Annotated in this window: 15 protein-coding genes; 6 read left to right on the plus strand and 9 right to left on the minus strand. The window is 66.5% G+C overall.

The features are described from left to right. Positions 1 to 152: 152 nt before the first annotated feature. Entirely contained in the window at positions 153 to 965 is an 813-nt protein-coding gene (locus tag ACIBI6_RS19555) for a neutral zinc metallopeptidase (RefSeq protein WP_396957268.1), read from the plus strand. 115 nt (positions 966 to 1,080) lie between these two features. On the opposite strand, the gene ACIBI6_RS19560 is transcribed toward ACIBI6_RS19555, so the two are convergent. The 9 genes from ACIBI6_RS19560 to ACIBI6_RS19600 all read right to left on the minus strand — a co-directional run bounded on the left by ACIBI6_RS19560 (position 1,081) and on the right by ACIBI6_RS19600 (position 11,134). Then, complete coding sequence (locus tag ACIBI6_RS19560) at positions 1,081 to 2,028, minus strand: Ppx/GppA phosphatase family protein (protein WP_364341189.1); 948 nt, start codon at positions 2,026 to 2,028, stop codon at positions 1,081 to 1,083. A 519-nt stretch (positions 2,029 to 2,547) separates the two neighbouring features. Then, a complete protein-coding gene (locus ACIBI6_RS19565; protein WP_364341187.1) occupies positions 2,548 to 3,078 on the minus strand; it encodes a DUF501 domain-containing protein in 531 nt (176 codons plus the stop codon). Next, complete coding sequence (locus ACIBI6_RS19570) at positions 3,075 to 3,722, minus strand: septum formation initiator family protein (protein ID WP_396957269.1); 648 nt, start codon at positions 3,720 to 3,722, stop codon at positions 3,075 to 3,077. The genes ACIBI6_RS19565 and ACIBI6_RS19570 overlap by 4 nt, the downstream gene beginning before the upstream one ends. A 91-nt stretch (positions 3,723 to 3,813) precedes the next feature. Continuing rightward, complete coding sequence (eno, locus tag ACIBI6_RS19575; RefSeq protein WP_364341183.1) at positions 3,814 to 5,100, minus strand: phosphopyruvate hydratase; 1,287 nt, start codon at positions 5,098 to 5,100, stop codon at positions 3,814 to 3,816. Positions 5,101 to 5,257: 157 nt separating this feature from the next. Next, a complete protein-coding gene (locus ACIBI6_RS19580) occupies positions 5,258 to 5,983 on the minus strand; it encodes a lytic murein transglycosylase (protein WP_364341181.1) in 726 nt (241 codons plus the stop codon). 211 nt (positions 5,984 to 6,194) lie between these two features. Beyond that, positions 6,195 to 7,799 carry an ABC transporter ATP-binding protein gene (locus ACIBI6_RS19585; protein ID WP_396957270.1) on the minus strand — a complete coding sequence of 535 codons (1,605 nt, stop codon included), beginning with the start codon at positions 7,797 to 7,799 and terminating at the stop codon, positions 6,195 to 6,197. Beyond that, positions 7,796 to 8,665, minus strand: a complete 870-nt coding sequence (locus tag ACIBI6_RS19590) for an ABC transporter permease subunit (protein WP_364341177.1) — start codon at positions 8,663 to 8,665, stop codon at positions 7,796 to 7,798. The genes ACIBI6_RS19585 and ACIBI6_RS19590 overlap by 4 nt, the downstream gene beginning before the upstream one ends. Positions 8,666 to 8,693: 28 nt before the next feature. Continuing rightward, positions 8,694 to 9,620: an ABC transporter permease gene (locus ACIBI6_RS19595; RefSeq protein ID WP_396957271.1), complete on the minus strand. Its 927-nt coding sequence runs from the start codon at positions 9,618 to 9,620 to the stop codon at positions 8,694 to 8,696. Next, a complete protein-coding gene (locus ACIBI6_RS19600; protein WP_396957272.1) occupies positions 9,617 to 11,134 on the minus strand; it encodes an ABC transporter substrate-binding protein in 1,518 nt (505 codons plus the stop codon). The genes ACIBI6_RS19595 and ACIBI6_RS19600 overlap by 4 nt, the downstream gene beginning before the upstream one ends. A 315-nt stretch (positions 11,135 to 11,449) precedes the next feature. Between ACIBI6_RS19600 and ACIBI6_RS19605 the strand changes: the two genes are divergently transcribed. From ACIBI6_RS19605 to ACIBI6_RS19625, 5 genes are all read left to right on the plus strand, one after another. After that, positions 11,450 to 12,643 (plus strand): TauD/TfdA family dioxygenase, encoded by a 1,194-nt coding sequence (locus ACIBI6_RS19605; protein WP_396957273.1) that lies wholly within the window; start codon positions 11,450 to 11,452, stop codon positions 12,641 to 12,643. Continuing rightward, on the plus strand, positions 12,615 to 13,625 hold the full coding sequence (locus tag ACIBI6_RS19610; protein ID WP_396957274.1) for an ornithine cyclodeaminase family protein: 1,011 nt from the start codon (positions 12,615 to 12,617) through the stop codon (positions 13,623 to 13,625). Before ACIBI6_RS19605 ends, ACIBI6_RS19610 begins: the two co-directional genes overlap by 29 nt. Positions 13,626 to 13,774: 149 nt before the next feature. Then, positions 13,775 to 15,133, plus strand: a complete 1,359-nt coding sequence (locus tag ACIBI6_RS19615) for an alanine racemase (RefSeq protein WP_396957362.1) — start codon at positions 13,775 to 13,777, stop codon at positions 15,131 to 15,133. A 52-nt stretch (positions 15,134 to 15,185) separates the two neighbouring features. Next, complete coding sequence (locus ACIBI6_RS19620) at positions 15,186 to 16,217, plus strand: cysteine synthase family protein (protein WP_364341165.1); 1,032 nt, start codon at positions 15,186 to 15,188, stop codon at positions 16,215 to 16,217. Positions 16,218 to 16,365: 148 nt separating this feature from the next. Further along, positions 16,366 to 17,772 (plus strand): MATE family efflux transporter, encoded by a 1,407-nt coding sequence (locus tag ACIBI6_RS19625; protein ID WP_396957275.1) that lies wholly within the window; start codon positions 16,366 to 16,368, stop codon positions 17,770 to 17,772. The last annotated feature ends 7 nt before the right edge of the window (positions 17,773 to 17,779 follow it).

Consider the following 17,779-nt stretch of genomic DNA (forward strand, 5'->3'; position numbering starts at 1 on the left):
TGCGCCCTTTCAGCGAATTCCAGGCAATGTCGAATATTCGTCGGCCGCGATCGGTGACGCACAGCACTCGACGAGAAAACCGGAGAATCTGCCGGTAAAGTTCGCCTCGCTGGACGGGGAAACCTCGTTTGTTGGCTGGACGGGGGAACCTGATGAAGCGCTCGAGCGCCCGTGCGGCGCTGCTGCTCGCCGTGATCGGCGCGCTGGTGTCGATGCTCGGCTCCGGATGCGCGTCGGTATCCGCGGTGGATGCCGAGCCCGTTGAGGGTGCACCGCAGGAACCGCCACTGACGGCCAACACCCTGCACGCGGAGTTGCGCTTGTCTCCGCTGCGGTGTCAGCTGCCACCGATCGAGATGAGCGCGGAGGGTCAGCGGCAATTCGTCCAGACCGAACTGGACTGCCTGACGAAGGCCTGGGATCCGGCGCTGCGCGCGGCGGGTATGACCCTCGCGCCGCTGCAACTCGTGGTGGTCGACAACGTGACGACCGGATGCTCGAAACAGGTTCAGTCCACCGATCCGGCGTTCTATTGCGGCGGCACTGTGTACTGGCCGACCGACGATCCCATCCATCGGGGGTGGGGTTCGCAACTCGGGCAGTACCTGATGTTCGTCGTGATGCACGAATACGGCCACCACCTACAGTCCTCTACCGGCATCCTGCGCACCGCCGATCGAGATATCGGTACCGCGGGCGAGAAGTCACCGCTCGGATTGGAACTCAGCCGACGCATCGAACTCCAAGCCCAGTGCCTGGCGGGCGTGATGCTGGCGGCAGCGCAGGCAGGCGGCATATTGCCCCCGGCCGAGGCCGCGGATCTGATCGATATCCAATCCGATACCGAAGAGGATCCGACCCACGGCACCGGGGTGAACAGTCGGCGCTGGGTCGAATCGGGTTACCGCAGCGCCTCGACATCATCGTGCAACACCTGGGCGGCCGCGCTCGACAAGGTGGAATGACCGCGCAGGGGCGACGGACGGCAAGCGGCCGGGCGGGGTACCAGGTCGTGATCTCCTCGTAGCAGCTCACGGTCGTCGTGAAGTGGATATGTCGCGCGACGGCCGCGATAGAGCGTCAGGCGATGGACAGGGCTATGCCGTCGAGGATGTCGTGTTCGCTGACGGTGAGGGCGGAAATGTCGGCGCGGCGGGACAGTTCGTAAGCGAGCACCTCGGTGATGACGGCGCCGCCGCCGATCACGTCGACACGGCCGGGATGCATGGGGCCGAGGGCGGCGCGCTCGTCGTGGTTCATGCCGATCAGGCGATCGCAGACCTCGCGCACTTGGTCCAAGGTGAGGCTGGTGAGATGGACACGCTCCGAATCGTATTCGGGCAGATCGAGGGCGACGGCGGCGATAGTGGTCATGGTGCCCGCTACGCCGACCCAGGTGTGCGCGCCTTCGACCGGCACCTTCGCGAATGCCTCCGCCAGTCGCTCGGTGGCGAATTCCCGTGCGGCGGCAACCTGTTCGGCGGTCGGTGGATTGCCCGGCAGGCACCGCTCGGTAATGCGTACGCAGCCGATATCGGCGGAGAATGCGGCACGCACACCATCGCTGTCGCCGACGACGAGTTCGGTGGAGCCGCCGCCGAGATCGACGACAACGAAGGGCCCTGCCTCGCTGGCCAATTCGCCGACCGCACCGGCGAAGGACAGCCGTGCCTCCTCGTCACCGGTGATCACCTCGGCCTCCGCACCCGCCACCACGGTGCCGAGTTCGGCACGGGCCATGGCGAAGAAGTCCTCGCGGTTGGCGGCATCGCGAGTCGCGGAGGTCGCGACCATCCGCACCCGACTCACCCCCGCCTCCCGCATCAGCGCGACATAATCGGCGAGCGCGACCCTGGTGCGCTCGATCGCCTCCGACGCAAGCGCCCCGGTCGCATCCACCCCCTGCCCCAGCCGCACAATGCGCATCTCCCGATGCACATCCACCAACCGCCCATCGCCGAGCACCTCGGCGATCAATAGTCGAATCGAATTCGTCCCGCAATCGACTGCCGCTACCCGATTACTCATGCTCAGCTCCGCTCATATCAGCACCGGTTCATTTCCCACTCGCGCTCACCGCGCGCCCAGTCATCCCAGCGCCTACGCCGCCCGCCGCAGCACCCACGCTCAGCGCATCGCGGACGCTCACCGCGGCACCCGCAGACGTCACAGCACCCGCATATGTCGCGGCACCCGTGCTCATTGCAGCACCCACGCCCAGCGCGACACCCCACGCCTCGCGACACCCCACGCCTCGCGACATCCACGCGCACCACAGCGGCGCCCACGCCCGCTGCAGCATCCACGCCCAGCGCGACACCCCCACGGGTCACAGCACCCACAAGCGGCGCGGCACCCACAAGCGGCGCGATACCCACAGAGGTCGCGGCACCCACGCTCACCACAGTGCCCACGACCGCCGCGGCACCCACGCCCAGCGCACCATCCACACCCACTGCGGCACCCGCACACGCCCCGCCATTCGCACTGATCACAGCACGCATGTTCGCCCCAGCGCCCGTGGTCAATTCAAGCGCCGCGCTCATGTCATTGCCCGTTGGTCGGAGCGTGAGGTGGCTCGTATTTCGGCCAGTCGGCCGGGACCGCGGTGCCGCGCAGACCGCTGTCGGCTGCCATGGCTACTGCTTCGTCGCCGAAGGGGTTGACACCCGGGCCCTTGGCGAGGGAGTGGGCGATCAGGACGTGCAGGCATTTCACTCGTTCGGGCATGCCGCCGCCGGTGAAATCGGTGCCGAGGGATTCGATTTCATTGCGCTCGGCCAGGTAACTCTCGTGGGCGGCGCGGTAGGCGGCGGCCAATTCGGGGTCGGTGGCGAGGCGTTCGGTCATTTCCCGCATGACGCCCGCGGATTCCTGCCTGCTCGCCTCGGCGGTGAGGCGCGGATCGGTCAGGTAGTAGAGGGTCGGGAACGGGGTGCCGTCGGGCAGCCGCGGCGCGGTCTTGACCACCGCGGGCAGCCCGTCCGGAGTGCGGTAGGCGACGGCGAGTACGCCGCGCGGTTCGCGTCCCAGCTGCTTGGCGATGATCTCGAGATCGCGGTCGTTCGGTGCGGTCACCTGGGTCCTTCCGGTGCTGGCTGCGGCGCGGCGGGCGGCGCGGGCTGAAGCCCTGCGGGCGTGGGGGCCTGCTGCGGTTGCGAAATACTGCGCCACAGTTCGGTGTACCAGGGCTCGGGCGCTTTCGACTGGGTCGGTGCGGGGGGCGGCGCGGGCGCTTCGATACCGGGCACCTGGACGATATAGGGCGTCTCACCCGGCATCACCAGCCGCAACCGGTCCCTGGCCTCGGAGCGCACATAGGCCGGATCCTGTTGCTGCGCACGGCGATCCCGCAGCTTGGCGAGATCGGCCTCGAGTTCGATGCGCTCCTGCGCCAAGTGCGCGGCCTCGGCGCGCTGGGTGAAATAGGTGCGTAGTGGTACGGCCAAAGTCAGCGCGAGTGCGCACACGACGATGGCCAGGATGACCGCTTTACCGGTGGATAGCCCGAGGATGGTGCGATCGTGCTTGTCCTCGTGCCTACCGGAGCGCAGACCTATCTTTTGCGGCTTGGCCTTCTCGGCGGCTTCGGACCGTCTGCGGGTCGTGCGCTTCGGTGCGGCCGCCGGCGATTCGGCGGCCGGGCGCGATCTGGCAGAACGCGACGTGCGGCGGTTCCCACGTCCGGCCGGACTGGATCCACGCGCACGTCGCTCTGTCATACCGCTCCTGTATCTAACTTGCGGCGCTCCCGGGGCCCTCCGTGGTTACGAGGGCTGCCTCCTCCGGGCCCGTCGCTCGCACCGCGGCTGGCTAGCCTTCGAACGCGAACCGCGGGAACGCGACGTCACCCGCGTACCGTGCCGAATCACCGAGTGCATCCTCGATGCGCAGCAGCTGGTTGTATTTGGCGACGCGCTCGCTGCGGGCCGGGGCCCCGGTCTTGATCTGACCGCTGCCGACCGCGACGGCCAGGTCGGCGATGGTGGTGTCCTCGGTCTCACCGGAGCGGTGGCTCATCATCGTCTTGTAGCCGTTGCGGTGCGCGAGCTCGACGGCATCCAGAGTCTCGGTCAGCGTGCCGATCTGGTTGACCTTCACCAGCAGCGCATTGGCCGCGCCCTTGGTGATGCCTTCCTCCAGGCGCTCCGGGTTGGTGACGAACAGGTCGTCGCCGACCAACTGCACCTTGTCGCCGATCTGATCGGTCAGCGTGACCCAGCCGTCCCAGTCGTCCTCCGAGAGCGGGTCCTCGATGGAGACCAGGGGGTAGGCGGCGAGCAGTTCGGCGTAGAACTGCGCCATCTCGGCGGCCGAGCGGACGCTGCCCTCGAACTTGTAACCGCTGCCAGCGGTGTAGAACTCGGTGGCGGCGACATCGAGTGCGAGCGCGACATCGGTGCCCAGCTTCAAGCCCGTCTTCGCGATGGCGACACCGATCAGGTCGAGCGCTTCCTTGGTGCCCGCGACCGACGGTGCGAAACCGCCCTCGTCACCGAGACCGGTGGACAGGCCCTTGGACTTCAGTACCGACTTGAGCGCGTGGTACACCTCGGCGCCCCAGCGCAGCGACTCCTTGAAGGTGGTCGCGCCGATCGGGGCGACCATGAACTCCTGGACGTCGACGCCGCTGTCGGCGTGCGCGCCACCGTTGAGGATGTTCATCATCGGCACGGGGAGCACATGCGCGTTCGGGCCGCCCAGATAGCGGAACAGCTCCAGGCCCGAGGATTCGGCGGCGGCGCGGGCCACCGCGAGCGAGACGCCGAGCAGGGCGTTCGCGCCGAGGCGGGACTTGTCCGGGGTGCCGTCCAGATCCAGCAGGACCTGGTCGACGGTGCGCTGCTCGACCGCGTCCAGACCGATGACGGCCGGCGCGATCTCGTCGAGCACACCCTCGACGGCCTTCTGCACACCCTTGCCGCCATAGCGCTCGCCGCCGTCGCGCAGTTCGACGGCCTCGTGCTCACCGGTGGAGGCACCGGAGGGCACGGCAGCCCTGGTCAGGGTGCCGTCGTCGAGGGCGATCTCGACCTCGACAGTGGGGTTTCCGCGAGAATCGAGGATCTCGCGAGCTCCGACCTGTTCGATGATGGCCACGAAAACGACACTCCTTCGGCTGTTGGCACGGTAGGTCTGACGGGAAGGGCCGTGCGCCTGCGAGCCTAGCGTCCTCGACGACTGCGCAGTAACCGGCACTCCGACGAATCGCATCGCACTCTCGCGACGAGCACCCGTTGTTTGCTCCAACGAGTGCTCATGCCCGGCGCCCGACGCTGTACGCGGCGGCGCGATCACGGACGGTCAATAGGTAGGCATTGGACTGGTTGTAGGTCAATAGAGCCTGCTGCCAGCCGCGCTCGGAGGTCAGATCGCCACCGCTCGCGCACAGGTAGCGGGCCGCGGTGAGTGCTGCGTCATCGATATTTTGCGGATCCGCGACACCGTCGCCATTGGCATCGACACCCCAGCGCTTCCAGGTCTCCGGAATGAATTGCAGTGGGCCCAGCGCCCTGTCGAACTCCGGATCGCCGTCGAGCTTGCCGCTGTCGGTGTCCTTGACAAGTGCCACTCCCGGCGCACCGTCGAGTGGGATGCCGATGATCGGCGGGCGCACGGTGCCATCCGCGTCGACCGCCGAACCGCGATGGGTGCCGTGCTTACTCTCCACGCTGGCGATCCCGGCAATGGTGGTCCAGGCGATTCCGCAGTCGGGCCGGGACCGGCCCATGATCGCCGCGGCATAGCCGTACGACTCCAGGGCAACACTCGGAATGCCGAGTTTGTCGGATTGCTCGTCGGCCCAGTCGCGTAACTGCACGGCGGTACGGCCGGGCGCGTCCAGATCGATCAGCGGCAGCGGCGTACCCGGACCGGGCGGAATGCCCTCGGGAATGGGCGGCAGATTGCGTTCGGCGCCGCAACCGGCGAGCACGAGGGTCACCATCGCGGCGACCAATACGCCGGTCAGCTTCGCGAGCATTCCTCCATCATCCGGATCCGAACGACCATTCCCGCGAAGCACGCGTCGCGCCGAGCCCAACGTCATGTATCCCTCCCCCTTGCAGACCCCAGCATGCCCGGTGGTCATGCGCTCCGTGATCCGAGATTACCGAGCAGATCGTCGATTACGCAGCCGTCGATTCGCCCTCGCAGAACTACCGTGCATCACGCACAAGCTGTACGGGAAACGCCTAACCGAGGAGTTCGCGGGTCGCGCTGTGCGCCGGGGTGGTGAGGACCGCTGTCGCCGAGCCGGATTCGACAATCCGGCCGTGGTCGAGGACGACCAGTTGCGAGCAGTGTCCGGTGACCAGGGTCATATCGTGGGTGATTACGAGTAGGCCGGTGCCGTGTTCGGCGCGGATGCGGTCCAGCAGCGTCATGATCGAGATAGCGGTGTTGTGGTCCAGGGCCGAGGTGATCTCGTCGCAGATCAGCACGGCCGGCTCGGCCGCGAGCGCTCTGGCAAGTGCCACTCGCTGGCGTTGGCCGCCGGAGAGTTCGTGCGGGTAGCGGGTGGCAAGATCCGGCGCGAGTTCGACCGAGTCGAGTAGATCGGTAATACGCTGCGCCAGTCCTCGTTTCGATACCCCAGCGAGTCGGCGCAGCGGGCGGCCCAGGGCCTGGGCGACGGTGCGTCGGGGGTTGAGCGCGGACCGCGGGTTCTGCGTAACCAGCTGAATACCATTGCGGCCGTTGCGAGCTCGTCGGCCAGGTCCGACCGGGATCGACTCGCCTCGCAGTTCCAGCGATCCGATCGCTTCCCGGTGCAGGCCGGCGAGCACCCGCGCGAGAGTGGTCTTTCCGGCTCCCGACGCCCCTACGATCGCCAGTGCCGCACCGCCCGGCAGTACGAAATCGATGTCCGCCAATACTTCGTGCCCGGCGATCGAGGCACCGATATCCTGGGCGCGCAGTATGGGTTCCATCGGTTGCGCAGCCGACTCGACAGTCCTCGAGCGCACTGCCACCGCCCCCTGCCCTACGGGCTGCGCAGCCGAGCTTGCGATGTCGATGTTTCGGCCGAAAGGCACCTCCGGTGCCATCGCCGATCTCACGATCGACGCGGCGCTCCCGTTCGGTTGCGATGAATTCGATGCACTCGAACATGTCGGCACAGCTGTGTGGGCGATTACCTCGGAATGCACCGCGCCTAGTTCGATCACGTTATCGGCGATGGCATGGATAGTCGCGGTGTCGTGCCCGGACAGCAAGATTGCGGCGGAGCGCTCGGTGGCGATATCGGCAAGCACCTGGGCGATATCGGTACGGAGTGAACCGTGCAGCCCGGCCAGGGGTTCATCGAGAATGAGGATCCCGGTGTGGCGAACGAGCGCACGCGCGAGGGCCACCCGACGCTGCTGACCGCCGGAGAGTTCGCCGGGGCGACGGCGCAAATGCTCGTCGGATAGGCCGACCAGTTCCAGGGTTTCGGCCACGGCGGCGTCGGGGTGGCGAACCTCATTCAGCAGGGAACGCACCCGCATCAGCGGATTGAGGGCCGAGCCGGGATCTTGTCCGACATAGGCGACATGATCACGCCGGAACCGTTGCAGCGCTCCAGGAGGCAACGCGAATACATCCTGTCCGGCCACAACGGCCGCCCCCGCGGATCGCCGGGCTCCTGCTGGCAAGTGCCCGAGCAATGCCCGCATCAAGGTTGTCTTGCCCGATCCCGATGGACCGGTCAAGGCGGCTACCTTGCCCGCCGCGACGCTGAAACTGGTGGGCTCGAACAATTCCTGACCATTCGATCCGCATACGGTCAGCGCATCGACGACGACAGTCGCATTCATCTCTGGTCCTCCAAAGCATTGCCCACCACCGGCGACTCCGTACCGGTCATCGACTCGGAACCGTGCGACCTGCGAACAGCCCATCGTCGCCGACGATGCTGATCGAACGAGGTCACCGCGAGATTCACGCTGACCGCGACCACCGCGATCGCCAGACTCGGCGCCAGCACGGACCATGGGTTGAGGAGCATGCCGGAGGAGTTCTCGCGCACCATGACCGCCCAGTTGCTCGCGCCGAGCGTGGTCGGCAGTTGCAGAAACGATGCGGTGCTGACCACATACACGCCCTCTACGAAGCGAAGACCGAGTTGCGCGGCCAATACCGCGCGCAAATTCGGGATAACCTCACGGAATACCAAGTGCGGCAGAGTTTCACCGCCGGCTTGGGCCGCTTCGACATACCCGCTGGACGCGACACCAGCAGCGGCCGCCGCGAAAACTCTTGCGCTGTACGGAGTCCCGAAAAGCAGCGCCACCACCACAAGCCCGTAGACACCGGCGTCCGGCCATGCCGTCAGCACCAACAAGATCCCGAGTACCGCCGGAAGCAGGATCGCGAAATCGGCAACGCCCTCGATCAACGCACCGACCCGGGGACGCAATGCCGCGATCGCACCGAGCACGCACGACAACCCGGTCACCGCGACCGCGATCACGCCCGCCAGCAACAGCAGGCCCCAACCGCCATAGAGCAGCTGCGCCAGCACATCCCGTCCGAGCCGGTCCGTACCCAACAAGGTGTCCGCACCCGATCGCGCGAACGGTATCCCGACCGCCTCCTCGGCAGGTCGAGTCGCCAGGCACGGACCGAGCGCAGCAGCGATAACCACCACCAGCGCGGGCAATACCGTGAGGAAACGCTTCACTTGCGACCTCCGGGACGTCGAAATCCGGTCATATTCGCCCCCGCGATGCCCAGGTCCGGATCCCGTCCGCCATGGCCAGCATCACCATGATGATCACCCCGGTCAGCGCGACCACCGCGGCGATCAGGGAGGTGTCCCGATCGGCCACCGAACCCGCCAGCACCGCACCGAGTCCTGGATAGTTGAAGATGGTCTCGACGACCAGCGCACCGCCGAGCAGCATCCCGACCGTGGTCGCGAAACTCGCCACAATCGTCGGCAGCGCGAACGGCAGCACATGCCGGGTCAGCACGACGGTAGTCGAAAGTCCTTCCAGCACCGCACTTTCCACATGCGGCGAGCGCGCGGAATCGAGTAGCGCCGCGCGCACCACCCGGGTGTTCCAGCCGGTCTGCGGTATCGCCAATGCGAGCACCGGAAGCACCAGCATGTCCGGACTGGCCGGGAATCCGGAACGCCCGGTAATGGTGACGGCGGGCAGCCAACCCAGACCCAAGGAGAACACCAGGATCAACAAGGTCGCGATGACGAACTCCGGAATCGCCGCCGCCGCAGTGGTAGTCGGCTGCAGCAACCGGGTAGCCCGGCCGCGCCGCGCCGCCCACCAGCTGCCGAGCAGAAGCGAAGCGAAGACCGTCACCAGGAAGGCGAGCCCGCCGAGTAGCAGCGTCGGCGGAAACTTATCGGCCAGTAGCTCATTGATCGATCGCCCGCGCGCGGTGCGGCCGAAATCACCGGTCGCCACACCGGATATCCAGTCGAGGAACCGCGCCGGCAGCGGACGGTCGAGGCCGAGCTCGTGTTCCTTCGCCGCGATCTGCTCCGCGGTCGCGTCGCGGCCGAGCACCGCACGGGCGGAATTACCCGGCAGCAGATCGACGGCCGCGAACACCGTCGCCAGCAGCGCGACCAGCAGGACGACGCGCCGGATGAGGAGTCGGGCGAAGGAGATCACTCCGCGAGCCAGGCTCGTTCCAACTGCACCCTGGCGAAGCCGCCGAGGGTCGGCACATCCCGCACCCGGGAGGTCGCGATATCGATACCGTCGGCCATGCCCCAGACCAGATAACCCCCGCGGGCGTACTGGATCCGCTGCACGTCACGGCAGGCCGCCGCGTATTCCGAGTCATCGGCCGCGGCAAGGGCTTTCGCAGTTGCCGCGTCGAATTCGGCATCCTTGAAGGCGGTTTCGTTGCGGTTGGATGCCGAGGACATCAGCTTGGTCGCGAAGAACAGTGTGGAGTCATTCGTGCCCCAGGAGACCGTGTACAGCGGTGCCTTCAACCAGGTCTGGTCGTAGAAGGTGTTCGACTCCTGCGTCACGACATCGAGGTGCAGCCCGATATCCGCCAGCTGCGTGGCGATCACCTTCGCCGATTCGACCTCCCCCGGGGCCTCGGCCTTGGTGCGGAACTGGTAGCTGCGCCCGGTATCGAATCCGGCATCGCGCAGCAGCGACTTCGCCCGGTCCACATCGCGGTTGCGCTGCGCAATGGTGTTGTCGTACAACGGATCACCGGTGCCGAGGATATCGTTCGCTACCGTGCCGTACCCCGAATGCACCTGATTGACCAGGGCCTTGCGATCGACACCCAGCCGAATGGCCTCGCGCACCCGCGCATCGGCGAACGGCCCGTCGGAGGTCCGCATCGCCACACCGACCATGGTGTCGTTGGACCGCCGCACCACCCGCAGATCACCGCGCCCCTCGGCGGTACGTCCCGCAATCGCACCGACATTCGAGGCCAGATCGATCTGCCCACCGAGCACCGCATTACCCAGTGCCGTCACGCTGTCGAACATGGTGACCTCGATCGCGTCCAGCAGTGGCGCCGGACCGTACCACCGATCGTTGCGCACCAGCCGGGCATTGCCACCCTGATAGGACTCCAACCGGAACGGCCCGGTGCCGATGGCCTTGGTGAAATCGGTGGTGTCTTTCTTGACTGTGAAGGTCATCAGCCGAACCAGCAGCGGCAGTTGGGAATTCGGCTCGGGCATGGCGATGACGACCCGGTTCGGACCGTCTGCGGTGATGTCCTCCACGGCGGCAGGCATTTTCGACGCACCGCCGACGGTCCGCAGCCGACGCAGCGACCAGACCACATCATCGGAGGTCACCGGGGTCCCGTCGTGGAATGTCGCACCGTCAGCGATGGTGAAACTCCAGCGGCGTCGCTGCGCATCGGCTTCCCACCGACTGGAAAGGCGCGCAGCAACATTCGGGTTCGCGCCGGGTACCGTCAGCGCGTCGTACACCAGCGAGGTGATGAGGAAATCGCTGTCATTGCTGAGATTCGCATGCGGATCGCGTTCGATGCGCGCCGCGCTGCCGAGCGCACCGACCCGCAGGGTGCCACCGCGCCGCGCGGGTCCGCCCGAATTGCCGCCGTCCGAACATGCGGCGACCAATAGCACCGCACCGACACCGAGTCCCGATCGCAGGAGTTGTCGTCGATTCCATTCCATGGTGCTGCCTTCCTCGAACCTCAACGAGTTACCCGCGCGCGACCGCGAACCCTAGCGAATCTAGCTAGGACAGGCTAGCCTAATAGGGCTCCGGGCGTTGAACTTTGCCGCAGCGCAGCTATCAGCCACTACCCCGAAGACGATGCCGCAAATTAGCTACAGCTAGCCGCGGCAGGCTCTGATCCCCGTCATGCAGATGCGCTATTTTACCGACTCGCTTAGGTAAGCCTTGCTTAACGCGGCGTGAGCCACTAGCTTCGCAGATCGAATCGTCATACCCCCGCTTTTCGACCCGATGCGAAGAAGGGATTCCAGGTGAAAGGCGTTCTCTCCGAACGTAAGACGCTTCACCCACTGGATATCGAACGGCGCGAGCTGCCGAGTACCGCCGGACACGCGGTGCGCGCCCTCGCCCGTGAGATATGTATCACGCTCGACTCCCGGCCCGATGGCACCGCCGATATCGCGCGCACGCTGACCGATCCGGCATTGCTCGCGCAAATCGATGCGCGCGTCGGCGAGTTGCCCGACGCGGTGCGCGTCGCCATGCGCCCGCCCGCCACCGCTGTTGGTGCCACCGTTGTCGGCAAATTGCCTCTGAGCGATGCCGAATTCGGGCCGACGCCGCCGAGTTGGGTCGAGGCGGCGCGCTGGAGTGGTGAATCCGACCGCCGCGCGAGCTCATTCGAACTCGATATCGCGATGCTGCTGCTCGCCCGCAGCGCGGGTGAACCGTTCGGCTGGCAGGGTCAGCAGGGCGGCCGGCTGGTCAACAACATCGTGCCCTCGCCGGGTCACGAACACGAACAGTCCGGTGCGAGTAGCAAAACCCTGCTCAGCCCGCATACCGAGGACGCATTCCACCCGGACCGGGCCAACCTGCTGATGCTGGCCTGTCTGCGCAATCCGGACGGCGTCGGCACCACCGTCTCCTCGGTGCGCCGGACCGAACTCTCCGAGGACGAACGCCGACTACTCGGTACGCCGACCCTGCCGATCCTGCCCGACGTCTCCTACGGCACCGGTCACGAGCACTACTGCGCACCGCCGTTGCCAACGCTGTGGAGCGACGAATCAGCCGATGACACAGCGGGTTTGACGCTTCGCTACGATCCGGCATACACCCCGCTCGACGATACCGATACCGAATTCCGACTGGCGTATGCGCGCCTCACCGCAGAGCTCGAACGCGTCTGCGTCACCGCCGCTCTCACCCCCGGTGAGCTATTGCTGGTGGACAATGACGTGGCCGTACACGGTCGGGTACCGTTCAGCGCGCGCTATGACGGCACCGACCGCTGGCTCAAGCGCGTCAATGTCCGCCTGCCCGAACGTCGGCGGCGGGCGGCCGAGGCCGACGAAAATGGTTATGGGCAACGGATCGTCGCCCCGTTCCGAGCGGCAAGCAACCCGCTCGCGATCGACGGTGTACCGGACCGGGCTAGCACCCGGAACGCAGTAAGGCTGGATACGACACAACATGATCGAGGAACCGTTGAGCACTCGTGACCGGAGCACACCACTGCGGGTGCTGAGCCGCAGCGACCTCGCGGACGTGCCCATCACACCCGCCGATGTAGTGCGCGCGGTGGAGGACGCGTATCTCGCCTTCGCCGCGGGTGATTCGGATAATCCGCGCAAACTCAGCGTCGCGAATCCGGACGGCTGGTCGGTGGCCTACGCCATGCTCGGGCGCGACGGCCGGCGCCGGGTCGTCGCGATGAAGACCTCCTACAAATTCGATCCCGGCCACGACCGCAGCACCAAGCGCTACTACACGACCATCACGCTCTACGACGACAGCACCGGCGCACCGATCGCCATGATGGACTGCGCCAGGGTCGGTGCGCTGCGCACCCCGGCGGTTTCGGCGCTGCTGGTGCGCGAGACCGCGCGCCGTGGCGCGGAGAGCGTGCTGCTGATCGGCACCGGCACTCAGGGCCGAAACGCCCTGCCGCACTTGCTCGCCGCCAACCCGCAGCTGCGCAAGCTGATGCTCTACGGCACCCACCCGGAGGGTCTGGCGGCGGTGCGCGATTACCTCGCCGAATACAACCCGCACGCATTGCTGGAGACCGTCGAGGATCCGCGCGCGGCCGCCGGTGCCGCCGATGTGGTGTTGGCGACGGCCGGGCCCGGCACCGAGGTCGCGATCGAATCCGAGGATCTCGCACCGGGTTCCACCGTCGTGCTCGTCGGCTACGGCTTGGCGCCGTCCACTCTGGTCGACGCCGATCGGGTAATCGCGACCAGCGCCGAGCAAATGGCGCTGACCGGCACCGATATGGCCGGTCCCGACGGCAGGTTGCGCACCGTCGACGCCGAACTGCCGCAGATCCTGAGCCGCCGCGCGGTCGCCCGACGCTCCGATGACGAACGAATCTTCGTCTACAACAGCGGGCTGGTACTGACCGATATCGCGGTGGCACACGCACTCGCCGAACGAGCCATTGCCGAGGGCCGCGGCACGGAGGTGCCGCTGTGGGACTAGACATCAGCGCCGTCGAGTTCGACAAGAAGGTGCGCGCCCCCGGCACCGCCGAACCCGACGGCACGCTGCTGTTCGAGGACGGCTCGACCCGCGACAAGGCCGAACTCGGCGACCATCCGTCGAGTACCGGCGCTACCCCCGATCCCGCCGTGCTGGCGGCGGTGCAGGGGCTGCTGAGCATCTGCGCACCCGCCCTGCCAGCACACACCGACGACTGGGAGCGCAGGCTTCTCGCCGATCCGAATCTGCTCGGCGATATCGCCTTCGCGATCGGTGGGCCCTTCCATGTGATGTATCCGTCACGAGTTGCGGTGAATATCAACGGGTTCCAGCGTGCGTTCGAGCGGGCCGGTGTGGATGGCTCCATCTACTACGGCAAGAAGGCCAACAAGGCGGCCTGCGTGGCGCGTGCTTGCGCCGAATATGGTGCGGGCGTTGATGTTTCCAGTATCGGTGAACTGAATGCCGCACTGTCACAGGGCGTTCGCGGTGGCGAGCTCATGGTCACCGGTCCCGCCAAATCCGACGATCTGCTCTGGCTGGCGGTGCGGCACCGCGCATTGATCGCCGTGGACAGCCTCGACGAGCTCGACAGGCTGGCCGCGTGCACCCCGGCCGCCGCGGCTCGCGTACTACTTCGCGTGCTCCCCAAGGGATCCGCGAGCCGATTCGGCATGACCGCCACGGAATTGGATCGCGCGATCTCGGTGATCGGCGCGTCCGGCACCGTCGGCCACGAATCAATTCGGCTGCATGGCTTCAGCTTCCACCTTTCCGGCTACGATGCCGTCGCACGCGCCGAACAGGCCGACGAATTGATCAACCGCTGTCTGGATGCCCGCACACTGGGTCATCCGGCCACCACTATCTCCATCGGTGGTGGGTTCGGCGTCGATTATGTGCCCGCGAGCGCCTGGTCGGAGTTCACCGAACACGCGAACGGCCGGTGGTTCTATGCGGGGAAGTCCTTCGATTCGTACTACCCCTACCACTTCCCGGCGCCGGGCCCGGCCATGCTCACGGCCATTCTCGAGCACAACGCACTTGCGCAACGGTTGCGCGACAACGATTTCCGCCTCGCCATCGAACCCGGCCGGGCACTGCTCGACCGCGCCGGGTCCAGCGTCTTCCGGGTGCAAGGCGCCAAGACCCGCCACGCCGACGGTCACCGCTACCAACTGCTCACCGTCGACGGCACCAGCCTGAGCCTGTCCGAGCAGTGGTTCGATAGTGAATACCTCCCCGATCCGATACTGTGGCCCTCGCATCCGGGCGAGCTCACCCCGACCTGCGTCGGCGCGGCCAGCTGTCTGGAGTCCGACATGCTCAGCTGGCGGCGCATCCCGTTACCGCGACGAGCCGAGGTCGGCGATCTGCTGATCTATCCGAATACCGCCGGTTACCAAATGGATTCGAACGAATCGGCCTTTCATGAACTGCCGATTCCGCCGAAGGTGGTACTGCACGACACCGGCGATCGACTCCGTTGGACGCTCGATGCCGGATAATCCGGCACCCCATTCGACCAATATTCCTTACGGCCCGAACGAGGAGACCTCCATGCCGCTCGTCACGCGCGTGACGGATCTGATCGGTCGCACCCCGCTATTCGAACTGGCGACCACCGCGACCGGCACCCGGCTGCTGCTCAAACTCGAGCAGTTCAATCCGACGGGTGCGGCCAAGATCAGGATGGCGCGCGCGATGATCGATGATGCGGAGCGTCGAGGTTTGCTGAGCGATGGCGGGCATATTATCGAGTCCACATCCGGGAATACTGGGCTCGGCCTCGCGGTAGTCGCTGCCGAACGTGGGTATCGCTTCACCGCCGTGGTCGATCACCACGCATGTAAGGACAAGCTGCGCGCGATGCGAGCAATGGGTGCGGAATTGGTATTCGTCGCCGATGAGGGCGACGACAACCTGGCCACCTCGGCGCGGGAAGACCTGGCCGAGGCGATGGCGGCCGGACAGTCGGATGCGTACTTCACCGAACAGCACAATAACGACGCGAACGCGGTCGGGTACTACGCCGTGGCCGAAGAATTGCTGGAGGACGTGGAGCGCGTCGATATCCTGCTATCCGCAGTGGGCACCGGCGGTTCGCTGTTCGGCACCGCGACCCGACTGCGCCAACTCGGTGGCACGCCACGGGTGATCGGTGTGGAGCCCGTCGGCTCGATCGCCTTCGGTGGGCCGGGCGGACCGTACTGGCAGTCCGGCACCGGCACCCCGCCTGGCGCCACCATCGGCACCGCCGTGGACTATTCGCTGCTCGACGAGGGCGTCAAGGTCTCCGATATCGCAGCCTTCGCGACCGCCCGCGCGGTCGCGGCTGAACTCGGTCTGATGATCGGCGGTTCCGCGGGCGGCTCGGTACACGCCGCGCTCACCCGCCTCGAAGAGTTCCCGCCCGGCTCGACCGTGGTCACCATCGTCTGCGACGGCGGCGAGAAATATCTCGACACCGTCTTCGACGACGAGTGGATGCGCGAACGCGATCTGCTCGACGCCGCCACCGAACGCGAAGTGCACGCCATGCTCGACCGCTACGCTCCCGCCCGCCGCCACCAACTCGTCGAGGCGCGATGAAGCACATGCGCGTTTTCGATCATCGTTGCGCGACACCCCGTACGTCTGAAATGATCACTCCATTAGGGTTGCCTAACTCAAATGCTCAGCGACGAGTTGCGATCGGACTGATGACGCTCGGTTCAGCGATTCGACCGGAGGAGGTGCGATGGTGAATCTGTCCACCTTCCGTGCCGATGGGCGACAGCTCACCGCACTGGCCGCACCGATCGCGCTCACCCAGCTCGCGCAGATCGCGGTGTCCACGACCAATATCGCGCTGATGGGCACGCTCGGCGTGCGCGAGGTCGCCGCAGGCGGGCTGGCGATGGTGCTGTTCAACCAGATTCGCACCATGTGCGTCGGGCTGATCACCGGTACCGGGAATCAAATCGCGTCCTCGGTGAGTGCGGCGGATAAGCGCGGCGAGTCCGCGGACGGTGAGGTGCGCGATATCGTCCGTTCGAGCTTCCTGATCGCCACCTTCGCCGGAATCATCGGCGGCGCGGTGCTGATCGGACTCGGCTGGTCGCTGCAGTGGCTCGGCCAGGACACAGGCGTGCTCGCCGATGCGCGACCGCTCATGCTCGCCCTCGCCCCCGGACTGCTGCCCTGTCTGTGGTTCCAAGTGCTGCGGCAGTACACCGTCGGTATGCAGCGCCCGCAGGCCCTGCTGCTGGTCACCCTCTGCTCGGTGGCACTGAATCTGGTACTGGCCCTTACCTTCATGCACGGCTGGGTCGGACTGCCCGCACTGGGACTGACCGGCATCGGCATCGCGTCCTCACTGGTCCACCTGATCACCTTCGGCGTCTTCTCGGCGATGGTGCGCGCCGATGCCACGCTCGGCACGACCCTGCCGCTGCGTCCGTGGCCGGTGCACATGCCGACTATCCGGGCCGAGCTCGAACTCGGTGCCCCGATCGCACTCACCTATGGTTCGGAGGCGGGCATGTTCTCCGTGCTCGCCCTGGTGATGGGCAGTATCGGACCGGCCGCGCTGGCCGCGCACAATGTGGTCTACCAGATCATCTATATCGTCTTCCAGGTCGCGATCGGTCTGTCCCACGGCGCGTCCATTCTGGTCAGCCACGCCGTCGCGCGTGACGAATTCGGCCACGCCCGCGCGCTGGCCTGGCTGGCGCTACAGCACGCGGGCATCGTCGCCGCGCTCACCGGCGTGGTCTATATCGCCGCGCCGAAGCTGGTGCTGAGCCCCTTTCTGGAACCGAGCGACACCGCGACGGTCGAGCTGGCCCGCTCACTACTGCTCATCGGCATCGTGCTCCAATTCTTCGATGCCACACAGAACATCGGCACCGGCCTGCTGCGCGGTCTGAAGGAAACCAAGGCGGGCTTCCGCCTGTCCCTGGTCGGCTATTGGCTCGTCGGCCTGCCCACGGCGCTGCTGCTGGCCTTCCCGCTCGGCCTCGGCGCCGCGGGCGTCTGGTGGGGTCTGACCGCAGGTCTGGCCAGTACCGCCATTCTGATGCTGCGCCGTTACTTCGCCCTACTCGACACTGCCGCCTCCACCCACCCCCACCGGCTTCCGCAATCCCTACCCACCCCTTCCTGACCTCGTA

The sequence above is a fragment of the Nocardia sp. NPDC050412 genome, from assembly GCF_044458825.1.
Taxonomy (GTDB): domain Bacteria; phylum Actinomycetota; class Actinomycetes; order Mycobacteriales; family Mycobacteriaceae; genus Nocardia.